Source organism: Polynucleobacter sp. 30F-ANTBAC (genome assembly GCF_018882385.1).
Lineage (GTDB): Bacteria > Pseudomonadota > Gammaproteobacteria > Burkholderiales > Burkholderiaceae > Polynucleobacter.
Window position 1 is genome coordinate 604,247 of the sequence record NZ_JACVON010000001.1, and the last position, 16,394, is coordinate 620,640.

21 protein-coding genes are annotated in these 16,394 nt (G+C 45.2%); 8 read left to right on the plus strand and 13 right to left on the minus strand.

Translation table 11 applies throughout. The features are described 5' to 3' along the window. Window positions 1-51 precede the first annotated feature (51 nt). Window positions 52-1,029: a D-glycerate dehydrogenase gene (locus ICN28_RS02670; RefSeq protein WP_216286022.1), complete on the minus strand. Its 978-nt coding sequence runs from the start codon at window positions 1,027-1,029 to the stop codon at window positions 52-54. A gap of 196 nt (window positions 1,030-1,225) precedes the next feature. Between ICN28_RS02670 and fdxA the strand changes: the two genes are divergently transcribed. After that, entirely contained in the window at window positions 1,226-1,549 is a 324-nt protein-coding gene (gene fdxA / locus ICN28_RS02675; RefSeq protein ID WP_216286023.1) for a ferredoxin FdxA, read from the plus strand. A gap of 37 nt (window positions 1,550-1,586) precedes the next feature. On the opposite strand, the gene ICN28_RS02680 is transcribed toward fdxA, so the two are convergent. Further along, window positions 1,587-3,155, minus strand: a complete 1,569-nt coding sequence (locus ICN28_RS02680; protein ID WP_255536090.1) for an iron ABC transporter permease — start codon at window positions 3,153-3,155, stop codon at window positions 1,587-1,589. An 18-nt stretch (window positions 3,156-3,173) separates the two neighbouring features. Here ICN28_RS02680 and ICN28_RS02685 point away from each other — a divergent pair, with 18 nt between their 5' ends. From ICN28_RS02685 to ICN28_RS02695, 3 genes are read left to right on the plus strand one after another with little or no spacing between them, the layout of a single operon-like run. After that, complete coding sequence (locus tag ICN28_RS02685) at window positions 3,174-4,253, plus strand: ABC transporter ATP-binding protein (RefSeq protein WP_216286025.1); 1,080 nt, start codon at window positions 3,174-3,176, stop codon at window positions 4,251-4,253. Window positions 4,254-4,271: 18 nt separating this feature from the next. Beyond that, window positions 4,272-5,066 (plus strand): thymidylate synthase, encoded by a 795-nt coding sequence (locus ICN28_RS02690; RefSeq protein ID WP_216286026.1) that lies wholly within the window; start codon window positions 4,272-4,274, stop codon window positions 5,064-5,066. A gap of 13 nt (window positions 5,067-5,079) precedes the next feature. Beyond that, window positions 5,080-5,562, plus strand: coding sequence for a dihydrofolate reductase (locus tag ICN28_RS02695; RefSeq protein ID WP_216286865.1), 483 nt, complete (start codon window positions 5,080-5,082; stop codon window positions 5,560-5,562). Between the two features lie 46 nt (window positions 5,563-5,608). Here ICN28_RS02695 and pmbA read toward each other — a convergent pair whose 3' ends face one another. Next, complete coding sequence (gene pmbA / locus ICN28_RS02700; protein WP_216286027.1) at window positions 5,609-6,961, minus strand: metalloprotease PmbA; 1,353 nt, start codon at window positions 6,959-6,961, stop codon at window positions 5,609-5,611. 26 nt (window positions 6,962-6,987) lie between these two features. Between pmbA and mog the strand changes: the two genes are divergently transcribed. Continuing rightward, entirely contained in the window at window positions 6,988-7,632 is a 645-nt protein-coding gene (gene mog, locus ICN28_RS02705; RefSeq protein ID WP_216286028.1) for a molybdopterin adenylyltransferase, read from the plus strand. Here mog and ICN28_RS09640 read toward each other — a convergent pair. The 4 genes from ICN28_RS09640 to orn form a co-directional block, all read right to left on the minus strand. After that, on the minus strand, window positions 7,629-7,904 hold the full coding sequence (locus tag ICN28_RS09640; RefSeq protein WP_216286029.1) for a type II toxin-antitoxin system mRNA interferase toxin, RelE/StbE family: 276 nt from the start codon (window positions 7,902-7,904) through the stop codon (window positions 7,629-7,631). The two genes, mog and ICN28_RS09640, sit on opposite strands and share 4 nt — an antisense overlap. Beyond that, entirely contained in the window at window positions 7,904-8,173 is a 270-nt protein-coding gene (locus ICN28_RS02715) for a type II toxin-antitoxin system RelB/DinJ family antitoxin (RefSeq protein ID WP_216286030.1), read from the minus strand. Before ICN28_RS02715 ends, ICN28_RS09640 begins: the two co-directional genes overlap by 1 nt. Window positions 8,174-8,239: 66 nt before the next feature. Continuing rightward, window positions 8,240-9,121, minus strand: coding sequence for an AEC family transporter (locus ICN28_RS02720; RefSeq protein WP_216286032.1), 882 nt, complete (start codon window positions 9,119-9,121; stop codon window positions 8,240-8,242). Further along, on the minus strand, window positions 9,122-9,706 hold the full coding sequence (gene orn / locus ICN28_RS02725) for an oligoribonuclease (protein ID WP_216286034.1): 585 nt from the start codon (window positions 9,704-9,706) through the stop codon (window positions 9,122-9,124). It lies immediately after the preceding gene. A gap of 15 nt (window positions 9,707-9,721) precedes the next feature. On the opposite strand from orn, the gene ICN28_RS02730 reads away from it, so the two are divergent. Next, window positions 9,722-10,975 carry a M48 family metallopeptidase gene (locus tag ICN28_RS02730; RefSeq protein ID WP_216286036.1) on the plus strand — a complete coding sequence of 418 codons (1,254 nt, stop codon included), beginning with the start codon at window positions 9,722-9,724 and terminating at the stop codon, window positions 10,973-10,975. Window positions 10,976-10,994: 19 nt separating this feature from the next. Next, window positions 10,995-11,954, plus strand: a complete 960-nt coding sequence (gene rsgA, locus ICN28_RS02735) for a ribosome small subunit-dependent GTPase A (protein WP_216286038.1) — start codon at window positions 10,995-10,997, stop codon at window positions 11,952-11,954. Here the strand turns inward: rsgA and ICN28_RS02740 are convergent. The 6 genes from ICN28_RS02740 to rpsP form a co-directional block, all read right to left on the minus strand. Further along, the gene (locus ICN28_RS02740) at window positions 11,932-12,876 is read right to left on the minus strand and encodes a CobD/CbiB family protein (protein ID WP_216286040.1); all 945 of its coding nucleotides are present in this window, start codon (window positions 12,874-12,876) and stop codon (window positions 11,932-11,934) included. The two genes, rsgA and ICN28_RS02740, sit on opposite strands and share 23 nt — an antisense overlap. After that, complete coding sequence (locus ICN28_RS02745) at window positions 12,873-13,580, minus strand: CoA pyrophosphatase (protein ID WP_216286042.1); 708 nt, start codon at window positions 13,578-13,580, stop codon at window positions 12,873-12,875. The genes ICN28_RS02740 and ICN28_RS02745 overlap by 4 nt, the downstream gene beginning before the upstream one ends. 71 nt (window positions 13,581-13,651) lie before the next feature. Further along, a complete protein-coding gene (gene rplS, locus ICN28_RS02750; protein WP_216286044.1) occupies window positions 13,652-14,038 on the minus strand; it encodes a 50S ribosomal protein L19 in 387 nt (128 codons plus the stop codon). 73 nt (window positions 14,039-14,111) lie between these two features. Next, a complete protein-coding gene (gene trmD / locus ICN28_RS02755) occupies window positions 14,112-14,867 on the minus strand; it encodes a tRNA (guanosine(37)-N1)-methyltransferase TrmD (protein ID WP_216286045.1) in 756 nt (251 codons plus the stop codon). Window positions 14,868-14,915: 48 nt separating this feature from the next. After that, window positions 14,916-15,467, minus strand: coding sequence for a ribosome maturation factor RimM (rimM, locus tag ICN28_RS02760; RefSeq protein ID WP_255536091.1), 552 nt, complete (start codon window positions 15,465-15,467; stop codon window positions 14,916-14,918). Window positions 15,468-15,537: 70 nt separating this feature from the next. Then, window positions 15,538-15,783 carry a 30S ribosomal protein S16 gene (gene rpsP, locus ICN28_RS02765; protein ID WP_216286046.1) on the minus strand — a complete coding sequence of 82 codons (246 nt, stop codon included), beginning with the start codon at window positions 15,781-15,783 and terminating at the stop codon, window positions 15,538-15,540. 79 nt (window positions 15,784-15,862) lie between these two features. Here rpsP and ICN28_RS02770 point away from each other — a divergent pair, with 79 nt between their 5' ends. Further along, the gene (locus ICN28_RS02770) at window positions 15,863-16,354 is read left to right on the plus strand and encodes an META domain-containing protein (protein ID WP_216286047.1); all 492 of its coding nucleotides are present in this window, start codon (window positions 15,863-15,865) and stop codon (window positions 16,352-16,354) included. Window positions 16,355-16,394: the final 40 nt, after the last annotated feature.

Genomic DNA, 16,394 nt, shown 5'->3' on the forward strand with positions numbered 1-16,394 from the left:
AAAAAAAGCGAATCTTAAAGATTCGCTTTTTTGCTTTTAGTGATCTAGCTTTTAACTTAACAAGTTAGGTGGTGTTTTACCTGCGATACCCGCCAAGCAATTTTCTATTGCCAACTCGATCATGGCCCTTCGGGTCTTTTCTGTTGCGCTGGCAATATGTGGCGCCAACACAATATTCTTTAACTCAAGCAATTCTGGGCGAACAGCTGGCTCTCCTTCAAACACATCAATACCGGCAGCAAAAATGCGTTTTTCTTTCAATGCTTTTGCGAGCGCCAATTCATCCACAATCCCGCCTCGAGCAATATTCACTAGAGTAGCTGTTGGCTTCATCATCGCCAATTCTTTTTCACCAAAGAGGTGATGGTTTTCTGGTGTGTAAGGCATCACTAAAATAATATGGTCTGATTCTTTTAATAAAGTCTCGCGATCCACATACGTCGCACCACACTCTTTTTCCAACTCCGTTGATAAGCGTGAGCGATTGTAATAACGCACCTTCATTCCAAAACCCAAAGCTCTTCTGGCAATTGCTTGACCGATGCGGCCCATGCCCATGATCCCCAAAGTGCTGTGATGAATATCCATTGCTAATGGCGTGTCACAAATGGAAAACTTTTTCCAATGCCCCGCTCTTAACCAGTGCTCGCTTTCAGTTACCCGACGTGCCGTTGCCATTAACAACGTAAAACCGAAGTCTGCTGTAGTTTCAGTCAGCACATCCGGTGTATTGGTTGCCATCACTTGGCGAGCCTTGAAAGCGGGCATATCCAAGTTGTTATAGCCCACTGCGATATTTGAAACAATTTTAAGATTTGGGGATGCATCCAACATATCAGCATCTACTTTTTCGCTACCTGTCACAATAGCGCCATCTTTATCCATCATCGCCGCCTTAATCTCAGCAGAACTCCAAATGGCGTCTGCTTGATTAGATTGAACTTCAGCTACTTGCTCCAACTTTGCCAAAAGATCAGGAAAGATAGCTCTTGCCACTAAGATTTTAGGTTTTTTATTTGCTTGCGACATTCTGGTCTCCAACTTTTAGGGTGTCTTATTTTTGTATTTGATGGGGGTGTATTTAAAAGCACTTTGATTGTATGCCATCAGATTAACTAAGAAAACTTTAGCAATCTGAGCAAAAAGTAGGGTCTTCATCCTATATTCGCAATAAGAGAGCCGCCTGAGATAAAATACATCTTTGACTCATTTTGAGAATCGTGCCATGACTTATGTAGTGACAGAAGCTTGTATTCGTTGTAAATATACCGATTGCGTTGACGTCTGCCCTGTAGACTGTTTCCGCGAAGGTCCTAATTTTTTAGCGATCGATCCTGACGAGTGCATCGATTGCGCCGTTTGTGTTCCTGAATGCCCAGTCAATGCGATTTACGCAGAAGATGATGTGCCGGGCGATCAACAGGAGTACATCAAACTCAACGTGGAGTTGGCTCGTAATTGGCCCTCCATTACAAAGTCAAAATCACCACTTCCTGATGCTGAAGAATGGAAAGATGCCAAAGGCAAACTAAAGGAATTGGTTCGCTAATCTATAGCACCAAGCAATAGGACTAAGAATTTTCTTCTTAGTCCTTAGACATCGCTCTCGATAGAATCACGACCGGTATGAGGCCTGCTAAAACAATCGTCAATGCAGGCCAAGCAGCCTCAGCCAAGCGCTCATCAGAGGCCAACTGAAAAGTAATCACCGCCAAAGTGTCAAAGTTAAAAGGCCTTAACACCAAGGTTGCTGGCAGCTCTTTCATCACATCAACAAACACCAAAAGACCAGCTGTTAGCAGACTACGTCTTAAAAGTGGTAAATGTATTTTTGTCAGCAACTCCAACTTACCAGAACCTAAACTCATCGCACTGGCATCCATGCTCGGGGTTATTTTGCTCAATCCGGCTTCAACAGTTTGCAACCCTGAAGATAAAAAACGTGTGAGGTAGGCGTAAATTAGAATGAAAAAAGATCCTGATAAGAGCCAAGCAATATCGAGTTGCGCTAGCAGAATCAAGATACCTACCGCTAATACCGCGCCAGGTACAGCGTATCCAAGACTGACCATGCGATTGGCTAGCAACTGTAAACCGCCACGAGCCATCCGGGCACTATAGGCTAACCAAACAGCAATCACGACAGCCAAAATAGCCGTGACCGTGGATAGGGTCAGCGTATTGGCTAACCAACTCCAATAACGAGCATTTAAAGCTTCCTCACTTGTGAGCGCCAAGTAAGCCATGATGATCACTGGCAAGATAAACCCAAAGAACATGGGAAGTGCGCAAGCCAAGCTAGCCCAAAAAGCTTTTCTGCCTGTTAAACGCCACGGCATGATTTGACGGAACCGTTGGCCCGTTGCTGCAAAACGCATTTGACGACGGCTTGCATGCTCAATCATCAGAAGCAAAAAGATAACTCCTAATAGGGCTGCTGATAATTGAACTGCAGCAATACGATCCCCCATGCCCAACCAAGCACGATAAATACCAGTGGTCATGGTTTGTACGCCAAAATAAGATACCGCACCGTAATCAGCTACCGCTTCCATTAAAGCCAAGGCTACACCAGCCATGGTGGCTGGCCTTGCCATCGGCAAAGCTACCTGCCAAAAAGCGCTCCAAGGACCAGCTCCCAAAGTTCTAGCCGCATCCATTAATCTGGGGCTCCGCTCCAAAAAAGCGGTTCTGCAAAGAAGGTAAACATAAGGGTAAAGCGCCAAACTAAGAATACAGACGGCGCCCCACACAGAACGTGGGTCAGGAAACCAGTTCAGCCTAGAAACACCTAAAAGGTCCCTTAAGAAGCTCTGTACGGGTCCTGAAAACTGGAAAAAGTCCGTATAGGCATAGGCCATCACATAAGTGGGCATCGCCAAAGGAAGAATCAAGGCCCATTCATAAATACGCTTACCCGGGAAATCACAGGTAGCCACCAGCCAAGCGGTAATAATCCCCATACTAGCAACGCCAATTGCAACACCGATGGCTAGCAATAGAGTTGTCCCCGCATAACTCGGCAAGACTGTATTTATAAGGTGTGAGAGCACATCCCCACTGGTTGATTGAGGGCTTAAAAGGGCTGCAAAAATACCCAATATTGGCAAAGCCAATATCAATGATAAAAGTATGGGTGTTAAACGTAGTCGCAAGATGCGACAATTATAAGAATGATTATCGATACGCCGCCAATTCATTTAAATTTAGAGGGCATTCATGTCAGCTATCCAGGTGAAAAGTCTGGTAGCCAGAACCATGCTGTTCAGGGACTAACCATGCGCTTAAGGCATGGCAGAATCGGCTGTCTACTGGGTCCATCAGGCTGTGGCAAATCAACTGTTCTCAGAGCCATTTGTGGTTTTGAGCCCATTCAGGCTGGTGAAATCACCATTGATAACCAATTGGTAAGCTCTAAAGACTTTACTTTAGCCCCTGAAAAAAGACGTGTGGGGGTTGTTTTTCAGGATTACGCCCTTTTTCCACACCTGACCAACGCTCAAAATGTGGCATTTGGCCTTCGCCATCTCTCTAAAAAAGATGCTCTAGAAAAGGCGGAGGAGTGGCTAAAACGTGTGGGGCTTGTGAACATTGGTTCTCGCTACCCTCATGAATTATCAGGTGGTCAGCAACAGCGTGTAGCCTTAGCTAGGGCCATGGCCCCAGAGCCAGAACTCCTCCTTTTAGATGAGCCATTCTCTAACCTGGATGTCGACTTACGCGAACGCTTAGCCGGTGAAGTGAGAGACATCCTCAAAGCCAATAACACCACTGCATTACTTGTCACTCACGATCAATTTGAAGCGTTTGCAATTGCTGATGATATTGGCGTGATGGTTGATGGTCAGCTAGTTCAATGGGATAGCGCTTACAACCTTTACCATCGCCCTGCCACCCGCTTTGTTGCGGACTTTGTGGGTTATGGTGTATTTATTCCAGGGAAGACTCAAGCAGGCCCCTCTGTTGAAATCGAACTTGGCCGCTTGCCTCTACCTCAATCCAGTTACGGTCTACCTGGCGAAGAGGTCGATGTTCTTTTAAGAGCGGATGACATTGTTCACGATGATCACAGTGCCTTACAGGCCAAAGTAATCTCCAAGGCTTTCAGAGGAGGCGACTTCTTATACACGCTGGCCCTTGAATCCGGTCAAGAAGTGATGGCAATGGTACCTAGCCATCATAACCATGCAATCGGCGAAAAAATTGGCATCAAACTGGTCGCTGATCACGTTGTTACTTTTAGCAAATCTTAGAGGTAGTAAAATCCTTCCATGAAGCAATATCAAGATCTCATGCGCCATGTATTGGCCAACGGCACCCATAAATCAGACCGCACCGGAACGGGCACAGTCTCAGTCTTTGGTCATCAAATGCGCTTTGATTTACAAGAGGGCTTCCCGGTTGTCACCACCAAGAAACTTCACCTCAAGTCCATCATTGTTGAGTTACTTTGGTTTTTACAAGGCAGCACCAATAACAATTGGCTGAAAGAGCGTGGTGTCAGCATTTGGGATGAGTGGGCCAAAGAGGATGGTGAATTAGGTCCTATCTATGGTTACCAATGGCGCTCATGGCCAGCACCTAATGGCGAGCACATTGACCAAATCAGTCAACTGATCGACCAAATCAAGAACAATCCTGACTCTCGCCGCTTGATCGTGTCTGCTTGGAACGTTGCTGAAATTCCTCGTATGGCTTTACCACCTTGCCATGCCTTCTTCCAGTTTTACGTAGCAGATGGTAAGTTGTCTTGCCAACTCTATCAGCGCAGTGCCGATATTTTCTTAGGCGTTCCTTTTAATATCGCCAGCTATGCATTACTCACTCATATGATTGCCCAACAAACTGGTTTAACACCGGGTGATTTTGTTTGGACAGGAGGCGACTGCCATCTCTATACCAATCACATGGAGCAAGTGAAGTTACAACTATCGCGTGAGCCTTTGGCGCTTCCACAATTAGCGATACACCGCCAACCAGCCTCTATTTTTGATTATGAGTACGAGGATTTTGAATTGGTGGGATACAAGCATCACGACCCTATTAAAGCCCCCGTGGCGATTTAAGTTTTAAGGAATTATTGTGGAATTAGCCATCATTGTTGCTCGCGCTAAAAATGGAGTTATTGGCGTTAACAATACCTTACCATGGCGTCTCCCGGAAGACCTAAAGCATTTTAAAAACACAACTTTAGGGCACCCGATCATCATGGGTCGCAACACCTGGGAATCTTTAGGTAAAGCGCTACCAGGTCGCAGAAATATCGTTGTGAGTCGCAACCCTGATTACGAAGCAACGGATGCCGAGGTGTTTGAATCTTTAGAAGATGCGATTGATGCTTGCTCAGGTAATGAAAAAGTATTCATTATTGGTGGCGCCCAAATCTATGACGAGGCCTTGGCTTACGTGGATAAGCTCATCATCACGGAAGTTGATATCGAAGTGGATGGCGATGCTTACTTCCCGAATGTCGATGACATGCTCTGGAAAGAAGTTTCAAGAGAAGAGCATCACAATGGTGAAATAGGTTTCGCTTTTGTAACCTACGAGAGCAACCTTTAAGATTAAATGGAGCGGGCAAACGGAACGTCTTTAGACGTTTTCTGAATTAACGCCCGCCCACCGCAATATTCTCAATCAGGATAGATCCTGTTTCTTTAGTGCCTCGCACAATCGTATCGGATCCAATCGCCACAATTTGTTTGAACATATCTTTTAAGTTGCCGGCAATGGTGATCTCTTCAACAGGATGAACGATCACACCATTCTCTACCCAGTAACCAAATGCGCCACGCGAATAATCGCCATTCACATAATTCACACCCTGGCCCATTAAGTCGGTTACCAATAAGCCTGTGCCCATCTTTTTTAGGAGCGCCGGTAAGTTATCGGATGGCTTTGTCAGTCGACTTTTGAGTTGTAACTGATGAGAACCACCCGCATTACCAGTCGTTTGCATACCGAGCTTTCTGGCCGAGTAAGTGGATAAGAAATAACCTTGCACGACACCTGCATCAATCACTTTGCGAGAACGTGTTCGGACACCCTCTTCATCAAATGGCGCACTACCGGTTAGCCGAGGAATATGAGGCTCTTCAAATAGATCAATGTGCTTTGGAAAAACTTGCTGACCAATACTGTCCAGTAAAAAACTGGATTTTCTATAAAGCGCACCGCCCGAAGTAGCTTGCACATAAGCGCCTAACAAACCAGCAGCCAATGGGGCTTCAAAAATAATGGGGCAATGGCGCGTTGAAATAGAACGGGCACCCAGTCTAGCTAACGCTCTTTTGGCAGCATAGGCACCGACTGTTTTAGGGCTTGCCAATTCACTTGGCGCTCGTGACGTTGTATGCCAATCATCCCGCTGCATGGCAGCGCCTTTTTTATGGGAAGCACTGGCAATCGGTGTGCATGAAATGTAATGCCTTGAAATAGCATAGCCACCCATAAAACCGTTGGTCGTTCCCAACATGAAATGCGATTGCTGAGCCGATACAGAAGCGCCATCACTGTTGGTGATGTTTTTGCTTACCTCAAAGGCGCCATGTTCTGCCTCCCTTGCAATTTCTACAGCATCGGCTGTCGTGATATGCCAAGGATGAAACAAATCAAGATCTTTGGGATTTTTTTCCAATAAATTAGCTTCCGCCAATCCAGCACAATCATCTTCCGCAGTGTGCTGAGCAATATGGAAAGCTGCTTGAACGCTGGCTTTCAGAGATTCTTTAGAAAAATCACTAGTTCCGGCATTGCCGCGGCGCTGACCAATAAAAACTGTTACGCCTGCTTGCTTATCAAGATTTTGCTCAATGGTTTCAATATCGCCCTTACGAACCGAGACCGATAAACCATTGCCCTCAGAAAGCTCTGCAGCAGCATCTGTGGCGCCCAAAGCCTTGGCTTCAGACAATAAATAAGAAACTAATTCTTGTAATTGTTGGGGTGTATGTGAAAACATACCGCAATCATAGCTAGAATTGAAACATGAGTACAAATATTACAAATTCAAAAAATAAAAATCGCCAACATCCCGATGAAGTTTGGATTGGTTTGATTTCAATATCTGACCGCGCCAGCAGTGGCGTTTATCAAGATGAAGGCATTCCAGCTCTCGAAAACTGGTTTAGTAAAACCTTACTATCCCCATGGCATATGGAATCAAGGCTGATTCCGGATGAAAAAGACCTGATTTCTCAAACCATTGTTGAGCTGATTGATGTGGTTGGATGCGATCTAGTTTTAACTACAGGTGGCACAGGGCCTTCAAGACGCGATTTAACGCCTGAGGCGACTTTAGCAGTCTCTACCCGTGAGATGCCAGGGTTTGGTGAGCAAATGCGCCAAATCAGCCTTAAATTCGTTCCTACAGCCATTTTATCGAGACAAGTTGCTGCTCTTCGAGAGATTGAGGATCATGCAGCCCTAATCATCAATTTGCCGGGACAACCCAAAGCCGTTCAAGAGACCTTAGAGGGACTTAAGGACAGTGATGGTAAGTCCATCATGCCGGGCATCTTTGCAGCAGTTCCCTATTGCATTGATTTGATCGGTGGACCTTATATTGAAACCAATGAAGCGGTTGTCAAAGCTTTTAGACCCAAATCAGCCGTGAGACAAACAAAGATTTAATCTTTGAAAATTTCAGAGTGAGTACCGATCCGCGCCAAGAGCAGATCTGTCATGGTTGCCTTGTAAATTAATACACAATCGTTAGTGATATGACAATCCCAGTAGCCCAAATAATCACCCTTCAAAGGGTGGTTTTTATACTTGGGCGGCAATCTCTTTTGAGAAATAAGTAGGGAGAGGGTAATTAAATACTCAGCTTGGTTGAACTTAGGGCTTTGAACGATACGCTTAAAGTCTTTCCCGTACTGAGTACTAGGGACAGGGATTAGCATTAACGTTTAATCAAATCCCTATTCATGTCATCTAAGTTTTTATATTTTTTTAACTTTGCTCGTGTTACAGGATTCTCAAGCTCATTAATCGCCGCAATAGTTTTATTGTTCGGCGCTCTTAATTCAAATGGAATTGCCCCATCCGCAGCAACTCTTTTCAAAAATAATCTGATTGCATCGGACACGCTCAGACCCATGGCCTCTATAACCTCTGAGGCCTGCTCTTTGGTTTTTGGGTCAATACGACAGCGAACGTCGACGGTTAGCATAAAATCACCATGTAGCGAATTGTAGCTACAAATTGCTACATGGTCAACACCTAATCTATTTATTTTTTATCTCAAACCCAAATAAAGACCAATTGGCACAAAGAACATGGCGGAGAGGTTGCCCAGCAGGACAATCGATGCCACAAGCTCAGGATCTTGCTTGTTGCGATCTGCCACAAGGAAGTTAAGCACTGCAGGCGGTAAGCTTGCGAACACGAACAACAGACCTCGTTGCAACTCAGTCATTTCAATCAGCGGTGCGATTAAGAGGGCAATGATGATGCCGGTGATCGGGCAAATGATGGCGCCCAAAAAACCTTCACGCCAATGTTTTAAGTTGGCATCCTTCATCCTCACGCCCAGCGAGAACAACATCAAAGGCACAGTGGCATCACCCAATAGCTTGATCGATTGATACAAAGGCTCGGGCAATGTGTATAGGTGCTTAGTACTCGATAAAACCACACCCAAAATAGTCGCAATCACCATTGGGTTTGCAAATACGCCCTTCACCGAAGCTTTAGGGTTCACCAACTTAACACCCAAGGTGAAATGCAGCAAATTAGAAATAGCAAACAAAGCAACCGCTGGAGCTAACCCCACTGCGCCAAAAGCAAACACCGCCAATGGCAAACCCATATTGCCGCAGTTATTGAACATCATCGGAGGCACAAAGGTTTTCGGATCCATGCCTGAAATTTTGGCAATTGGCCAAGCCAAAATACCAGAACCCACCACAATCGCAACCCCACAAAGCAATAAGTTCCAGTGGTCCAATAAAACAAAGTCTTTACTAATAAAAGCTGAGGTCACCAATAAAGGAGCAATCACATCGATCGTGGCTTTGTTGATGCCAGACATATCAGGATGTGTTTTACGACCATATAACCAACCAACAAGGATGATTAGTACAACCGGTGTAATGATGGCTGCAATTTTTAAAAACATTTAGCTACCTTCAGCGATGGGAGCGTCTCCCACAGTAGGGATAAATAATTTTTCACGGTAGTAACGCAACTCTTCAACTGACTCCAAAATATCAGCCAGCGCCGTATGCGCTTGCTTTTTAGAGAAGCCCTTAGCAATTTCTGGTTGCCAACGCTTACAAAGCTCTTTAATCGTTGAGACATCGATATTACGGTAATGAAAATAAGCTTCTAGCTTGGGCATATAACGGTTCATGAAGCGGCGATCTTGGTGAATGGTGTTGCCGCACATCGGGGTCACGCCAGCCTTCACATGCTGCTTCAAGAAAGCGATGCACTCGGCTTCCACCTCAGACTCGCTCAAGGGAGATGCCTTGACCTTATCAATCAACCCAGATCGTCCATGGGTGCCTTTGTTCCAAGCATCCATACGGTCTAAAACGGCATCTTCTTGATGAACCACCAAAACAGGTCCTTCAGCGATAATGTTAAGGTCGCCATCTGTCACAATCATGGCTATTTCTAATATTCGGTCGGTATCCGGCATTAATCCGGACATCTCCATATCCACCCAAACTAAACGGTCATTCTTTCTTGTTGTACTCATCCCTATAATCTTCTCATGACATTTACTTTTTTGTTTATTCTGGGCTTAGTCCTCAGCACCGCTACCCGCTATTACCTAGCAGGTCGCCATATTCGCCATATTGCCAAACATCGAGACCAAGTGCCTAGCGACTTTGCTAGCAAAGTCTCATTAGTTGAGCATCATAAAGCCGCCGACTACACAATGGCGAAATTACGCTTAGGATTATTTGAAATAGGCCTTTCAGCCGCGATTTTGATTGCCTTCACTCTTTTAGGTGGCATACAGATTATTCATAACATCACACTCGATATCTTAGGCCCAGGCATTCCACAACAAGTCGCTCTATTAGTTCTAATTAGCGTCATCACAGGAATCATTGATCTGCCTTTTTCACTTTATCGCCAATTTGGGATTGAAGAACAATTTGGCTTTAATCGCATGAATCTCAAGCTGTATGTGATGGATTCCATCAAGGGCATTCTTTTAGGCTTGGCAATTGGATTGCCTTTACTTTGGGTCGTTTTAACGCTTATGACAGAAGCAGGCCAGTATTGGTGGATTTGGACCTGGTTCGTGTGGGTGGGTTTCAATGCCCTTTTGCTGTGGCTGTTCCCAACTTTTATCGCTCCTTTATTCAATAAATTCAAACCTCTTGAAGATGGGCCTTTAAAAGAGCGCATCGAACAATTACTTCAGCGTTGCGACTTCACCAGCCAAGGCTTGTTCATTATGGATGGCAGTAAGCGCAGCGCTCATGGCAATGCTTATTTCACGGGTATGGGTAAAGCCAAACGCATCGTGTTTTTCGATACGCTCATTGAGCGCCTTAATCCACAAGAAATTGAGGCGGTGTTAGCTCATGAATTAGGACACTTCAAACGCCAACATATTCGCAAGCGCTTAATCCAGTCCTTCGCTTTAAGTTTTGTTATTTTGGGTTTATTGGGTTGGGTATCGACTCAGGCATGGTTTTATCTGGGTCTTGGTGTTATGCCTGACTTAGATGGTTATAACGCAGGCTTAGCATTAGCTTTATTTATGTTGGTGATGCCCGTCTTTGGATTCTTCTTAATGCCGATCAACAGCATGGGTTCGCGCAAACATGAATATGAAGCTGATACTTTTGCCGCTGAAAAATCATCTGCTCATGATCTGATCAGTGCTTTAGTTAAGCTATACCAAGATAATGCGGCAACCTTAACGCCAGATCCTTTGTACTCAAAGTTCTACGACTCTCATCCCCCTGCCCCTTTACGAATTGCGCACTTGCAAAAGCTGGCTCACTAAAGGTTTAAGATAGCAGCAGATGAAATCATTCAAAGCCTTACTTGTTGCCTCCTATGGCCGTCACTATCTCGCAAGAGCTTGTGATGGTGACGGCAACGAAAATAATCATGGCAAAGCGCTCTATCAAGTTACCTCACGCGGCAAACAACATTTGGGTGCCGTAGGGGATATTTTAGAAGTGACTGAAACAGGTCCTGAGCAAGCGGTGATTGATGCAATCTCTCCCAGAAAAAATTTACTGTATCGCTCGGATGCATACAAAAGCAAATCAATTGCGAGCAACGTTGATCAAATCTTGATCGTTCTAGCCACTGAACCAGGATTCTCTCCTGACTTGTTGGGGCGAGCTGTCATCGCAGCAGAAACTGCAGAGATCATTCCTCGTATTATTTTGAACAAATGTGATTTGCCTAATAAGCTTCCAGCAGCTAGAAAAATGCTAGAGCCCTATATTGCTATGGGCTACCCCGTTCATGAAATGTCTGTCAAACATGACCCTGCCTCTGTTCAAGAGTTAGCACAGCATCTTTATGGCAAGGTATCGGTTCTTGTGGGTCAATCGGGGATGGGTAAATCCACTTTATTGAATGCACTTATCCCGGATGCCGTAGCTCAAACTCAAGAGCACTCCAAGAAACTGGATAGCGGTAAACACACCACGACGGCCTGCCGTTATTACGACTTACCTGCGAAAAACGGCGATCAGCCTGGGTTTGTAGGTGCGATGATTGACTCGCCAGGTTTTCAGGAATTTGGTTTGGCTCACTTATCGGAAAGTGAGCTTCAACATGCATTTATTGAATTTAGGCCGTTACTGGGGCAGTGTAAATTTCATAATTGCAGCCATGGCGATGAGCCAGGTTGCGTGATTCGTGCAGCGGTTCATGCGGGGACCATCTCAGCGCAGCGAGTCGATTTATTCCGTCAACTGCGCCATGAATCGCATAACGCAGATACTATCCAAGCCAGACTGAAATAGTCATCAGAGCGATCAAAACTAACCAAAGTATGACCGCTCGCCAAACCAATCCTACTGCAGAACGCATGCTACGCACGGATGCCTCAGCCCCAATATCAATCACGGGTGGCTCACCTGCCTCAGCCATGCGCAAAGCTTCATCGCTATCAGGCTCTGGCAATGGTGAACCTAGACGCACACCAATTGCGCCTGCACCAGCTGCCAAAATAACAGCTTCTAATTCGTTGGCCCACTTTCTGAGGTGAAAGCGCCAAGCGTAAATAGCATCTTCAAAATTACCTACAATCGCAAATCCAATGGCCGTTAATCGCGTTGGCAACCAATCAATGGCATGAAAGAATTTTCTAGCAGCCTGCCCTAAGCTAGCACTAGCATGGGATGGCCAACACTCTGAAGCTAGATCCGCTAATCGATAAAGCACCACACCTGCAGGACCCAATGGCAACATAAACCAAAAAATAACCCCGAATACATGGCGGTGAGAGCCAACAATCGCGCGCTCTAAGGCAAGTCGAATTACCTCAGACTCTGTCATCGTATCTGTATTGATACCATCGCCTTGCCACTCAGCCAAAATCGTTCTAGCAAGCTCTAAATTACGCTCCAGTAATGCCTCATGAATTGCTGTAAAAGAATGGCTAAATTGTCTAAATCCCAAATAAAAATAAACAATCAAGATATTCCATGCAAACGCCAAGAGCGGTTGCATGGAAAGCAATAAAATATGAACTCCCAACACCAAAATGACTGGCGGGAAAAATGCTGTCAAACAAGCCAGGCGACCGCTGCGCTCCGTACCAGAATCAATATTGCGAACCACAAAATCCAACCAAGCTTGTGATAAACGGCGAATCCAGTGGCCTTTTTCTACGGGTTTGTATTGCTCAGCAATGAGCGCGAAAAGAATTGATAAAAAAGTCATGCTCGTAAAAAATGATAAAGATTCCGTAGCATACCCGCAGTTGCTCCCCAAATGAACTTATTTTCATAAGGCATGGCATAAAAATGACGCTCACCTTCAGGGCCTTGCCATGAGCGATGCTCATGATGATGCGGGTTCATTAAAAAGCTTAGAGGCACTTCAAATATATCAGCGACCTCAAATTTGTCAGCTTGATAAGTATGTCCCGGCATGATGATGCCCACCACTGGGGTTACTTGATAACCGGTTATGGTTAAGTAATTGGGCAAACACCCTAAAACCTCCACTTTGTTTTTTGGTAAACCTATTTCCTCCTCAGCCTCACGTAAAGCCGTGAACTCCGGGGACAGGTCATCAGGGTCAGATCTGCCACCAGGAAAGCTAATTTGTCCAGGGTGATCATGCAAGTGAGCAGTTCTTTGGGTCAGTAGTATCTTAAATTCCCCCTCATATGCAATAAGAGGAATTAAGACAGCGGCAGGTGTTGGCGCATCACCTCGCCCGGCAATCTGTGCTCCCCGTGCTGATAGAGCCGTTCGATTTTCATGAGTGACCTCAACAGACCATTCTTTATTTTCAGCAAAGCGCATTCGCATTCCTGAAATACCCATTAGCTCTTTGGGAACTGATGGCAGATGACTATCCCTAGCAACTATAGGAACGGCCTGAGGATCAAATGGAGGAAGATTAGACTTAGATGTCATAACGCTAGTGTATAGAAAAAACAAAGGCAGCCGAAGCTGCCCTTGTTATACAAACGTGGAAAGAAAGCTGATTAGCTTGCAACCACTTCCTTCGTACGCGCTTGTAGTTTTTCCTTAATACGTGCTGATTTACCAGAACGATCGCGCAAGTAATACAACTTAGCACGACGTACATCACCGCGACGCTTCACTTCAATGCTAGCAATCAATGGTGAGTATGTTTGGAATGTACGCTCAATACCTTCGCCAGATGAAATCTTACGAACGATAAAGCTTGAATTCAAGCCACGGTTACGCTTGGCAATGACAACACCTTCGTAAGCCTGTACACGTTTACGTGTACCTTCAACAACGTTAACGCTAACAATCACTGTGTCACCCGGCGCAAAAGCTGGGATAGTTTTATTAGCTGTTAAACGAGCAATCTCTTCTTGCTCAATTGATTCAATAATATTCATTACAACTCCTGTAGCATCTTACCAACGTTGTATTCCGAACTGGATCACCAGCGGACTTGGTAGAGGATGCGGTTTAAAACCCTGTTTTATTTTGCAAAGTCACTAAATAAGCTTCATCTGCAGAACTCAACAAGCCTTGCTCACGAGCCCGATCAATTAAGTCAGGTCGCCGCTTTAACGTCAGCTCCAAAGATTGTTTCCGACGGTAATCTGCTATTTTAGCGTGATGTCCGCCTAAAAGCACGTCTGGAACCAATAAATTTTCATAATTTTCGGGTCGCGTGTAGTGATAACAGTCCAAAAGACCGTCCATAAAGCTATCCTGAGCCGCAGATTCAGCATCTCCAAGAGCCCCAGGGATGATTCGAATGACCGCGTCCATGACCGCCATAGCTGGGATTTCCCCCCCAGAAACAACAAAATCACCCAAACTAATCTCTCTATCAACCCTTCTCTCGACCAAACGCTGGTCAATAGCCTCGTAGCGACCGCAAATAAGGGTCACAGCCTCTAAATCCAGTAACTCAGAGGCCATTTTCTGGTTAAATCGCTCTCCCTGAGGGGATAACAAGATAACAGGACCTTTTTGAGTGCCTTGGTCCTTGGCAACTGCATCAAGGGTATCTTCTAGAGGTTTGGCCATCATCACCATGCCAGGCCCCCCACCATAGGCGCGATCATCGACTGTTCTGCGTGTATCGCTGGTGAAATCTCTAGGATTCCAAGTTTTGATCGAGGCCAAGCCTTGATCAAAAGCTCGACCAGTGACCCCCCAAGCGCTGATAGCTGAGAACATTTCAGGGAAGATGGTCACCACATCAAAGCGCATTTATTAACCTATTACGTCGGAAATTTGTTGGCCGATTCGTTATTCTAATTACCAGTCTAATTGCCAGTCTACGATGATTTTTCGGTCTTGATCATCTGGGTTTTTATTGACCGTTTGAATTACCGACTGAATAAAAGGAATCAATCGATCCTCTTTTTGATCCGGTGAGCGGACACATAAAATAGATTGTGCTCCATTGTCCATTAGCTCAGCAACCACGCCTAAACTTTGGCCTTGAAGGTTCTGAACAGGCAAGCCGATGAGATCCACCCAATAAAAGCTATCAGGATCTTCATCCGGAAAATCAGTACGACTAACGTAGACCTCAGAGCCCTTAAGGGCTAAAGCTTGATCACGGTCTGAGCACCCTTCAAAAGATAATAAAACGTGACCACTATGCTCTTTGGCAGTTTTAACAGAATGTGGACGTGAAGAAGCCGCCATCTCAGGAGGCTTCACCAACCAAACTTGTGGCGCAGAAAATAGTGCCGCAGGGTCTTTTGAATAAGGCTTGATCTTCACCAAACCTCTAATCCCCTGGGCGTCGAGTATGTGCCCGACCAGAATTAAATCAGACGGAGGACTCATTGTTTGCGTCATGAGCACCCCCGAAAAATGATTCAATAAAAATAACTACATTGATGGTGTTAAGAACACCATCATCCAAGACTTAGGCCTTTGGAGCACCTTTGATTAAACGAGCAACAGTTGGTGACAATTGAGCACCAACACCTTGCCAGTATGTCAAACGGTCTTGAGCAATACGGAAACCTTGCTCTGTTTCCACAGCGCTTGGATTGTAATAACCAATGCGCTCAATAAAATTTGAGTCACGACGATTACGTTTGTCAGTAGCAACGATGCTAAAGAAAGGACGGTTTTTAGAACCGCCGCGTGCGAGTCGAATGACGACCATGTGAGTTCCTTACAATGCTGAAATAAACCACATATTCTATCGCATAATCATCGGCAAAGCTAAATTATTAAGGTTATGTATGTCTAAAAGTCTGTTTCGCTCTATTTTTAAGGTGCTTTTATGGGGCTTATCCCTTGCCCTAGCAGGCTGCGCTCAGGTAATGCCGACCTGTAACGCCGTCAATAGCCCGCCAGTCAGAGAGATGGCCGGCACACAATGGGAATTAATCCGCTGGCACTACACCAGTCCTAATGACGGCAAAACTCGCCAAAGAAGCATTCCACATAGTGGAATGGGAGATCCCATTTCCCTAAATATTTCAACCAACGGTCAAACAGCCTCTGGATCAACGGGTTGCAACAACTTCACAGGTCAGATTATTAGCAGCGATTGGGGTCTAGTACTGGACAAGGTCGCGAGCACTCGAAAAGCCTGCTCCCCCAACTTAGCTGAATTGGAATTTAAGTTCTTAAGTTATTTAAGTAACTACCGCACGATGGTTCGAGACGGTGATCGTCTCATCATCATGACTCGCGATGGCGAAGTATTAAGTTTTGCTCAAAAAAATTAATGCTGAACTCTTAGTTGATTAACTCCCTACAATAGCTGTC

Bases quoted from the DNA above. Each gene is read 5' to 3' on its own strand.
- ICN28_RS02685 (WP_216286025.1), top strand. From the start codon at position 3,174: ATGATTATCGATACGCCGCCAATTCATTTAAATTTAGAGGGCATTCAT.
- ICN28_RS02730 (WP_216286036.1), top strand. From the start codon at position 9,722: ATGACATTTACTTTTTTGTTTATTCTGGGCTTAGTCCTCAGCACCGCT.
- rsgA (WP_216286038.1), top strand. From the start codon at position 10,995: ATGAAATCATTCAAAGCCTTACTTGTTGCCTCCTATGGCCGTCACTAT.
- fdxA (WP_216286023.1), top strand. From the start codon at position 1,226: ATGACTTATGTAGTGACAGAAGCTTGTATTCGTTGTAAATATACCGAT.
- pmbA (WP_216286027.1), bottom strand. From the start codon at position 6,961: ATGTTTTCACATACACCCCAACAATTACAAGAATTAGTTTCTTATTTA.
- rimM (WP_255536091.1), bottom strand. From the start codon at position 15,467: ATGACGCAAACAATGAGTCCTCCGTCTGATTTAATTCTGGTCGGGCAC.
- ICN28_RS02715 (WP_216286030.1), bottom strand. From the start codon at position 8,173: ATGCTAACCGTCGACGTTCGCTGTCGTATTGACCCAAAAACCAAAGAG.
- orn (WP_216286034.1), bottom strand. From the start codon at position 9,706: ATGAGTACAACAAGAAAGAATGACCGTTTAGTTTGGGTGGATATGGAG.
- ICN28_RS02770 (WP_216286047.1), top strand. From the start codon at position 15,863: ATGTCTAAAAGTCTGTTTCGCTCTATTTTTAAGGTGCTTTTATGGGGC.
- ICN28_RS02745 (WP_216286042.1), bottom strand. From the start codon at position 13,580: ATGACATCTAAGTCTAATCTTCCTCCATTTGATCCTCAGGCCGTTCCT.
- ICN28_RS02670 (WP_216286022.1), bottom strand. From the start codon at position 1,029: ATGTCGCAAGCAAATAAAAAACCTAAAATCTTAGTGGCAAGAGCTATC.
- ICN28_RS02720 (WP_216286032.1), bottom strand. From the start codon at position 9,121: ATGTTTTTAAAAATTGCAGCCATCATTACACCGGTTGTACTAATCATC.
- ICN28_RS02740 (WP_216286040.1), bottom strand. From the start codon at position 12,876: ATGACTTTTTTATCAATTCTTTTCGCGCTCATTGCTGAGCAATACAAA.
- ICN28_RS09640 (WP_216286029.1), bottom strand. From the start codon at position 7,904: ATGCTAATCCCTGTCCCTAGTACTCAGTACGGGAAAGACTTTAAGCGT.
- rpsP (WP_216286046.1), bottom strand. From the start codon at position 15,783: ATGGTCGTCATTCGACTCGCACGCGGCGGTTCTAAAAACCGTCCTTTC.
- mog (WP_216286028.1), top strand. From the start codon at position 6,988: ATGAGTACAAATATTACAAATTCAAAAAATAAAAATCGCCAACATCCC.
- ICN28_RS02690 (WP_216286026.1), top strand. From the start codon at position 4,272: ATGAAGCAATATCAAGATCTCATGCGCCATGTATTGGCCAACGGCACC.
- rplS (WP_216286044.1), bottom strand. From the start codon at position 14,038: ATGAATATTATTGAATCAATTGAGCAAGAAGAGATTGCTCGTTTAACA.
- trmD (WP_216286045.1), bottom strand. From the start codon at position 14,867: ATGCGCTTTGATGTGGTGACCATCTTCCCTGAAATGTTCTCAGCTATC.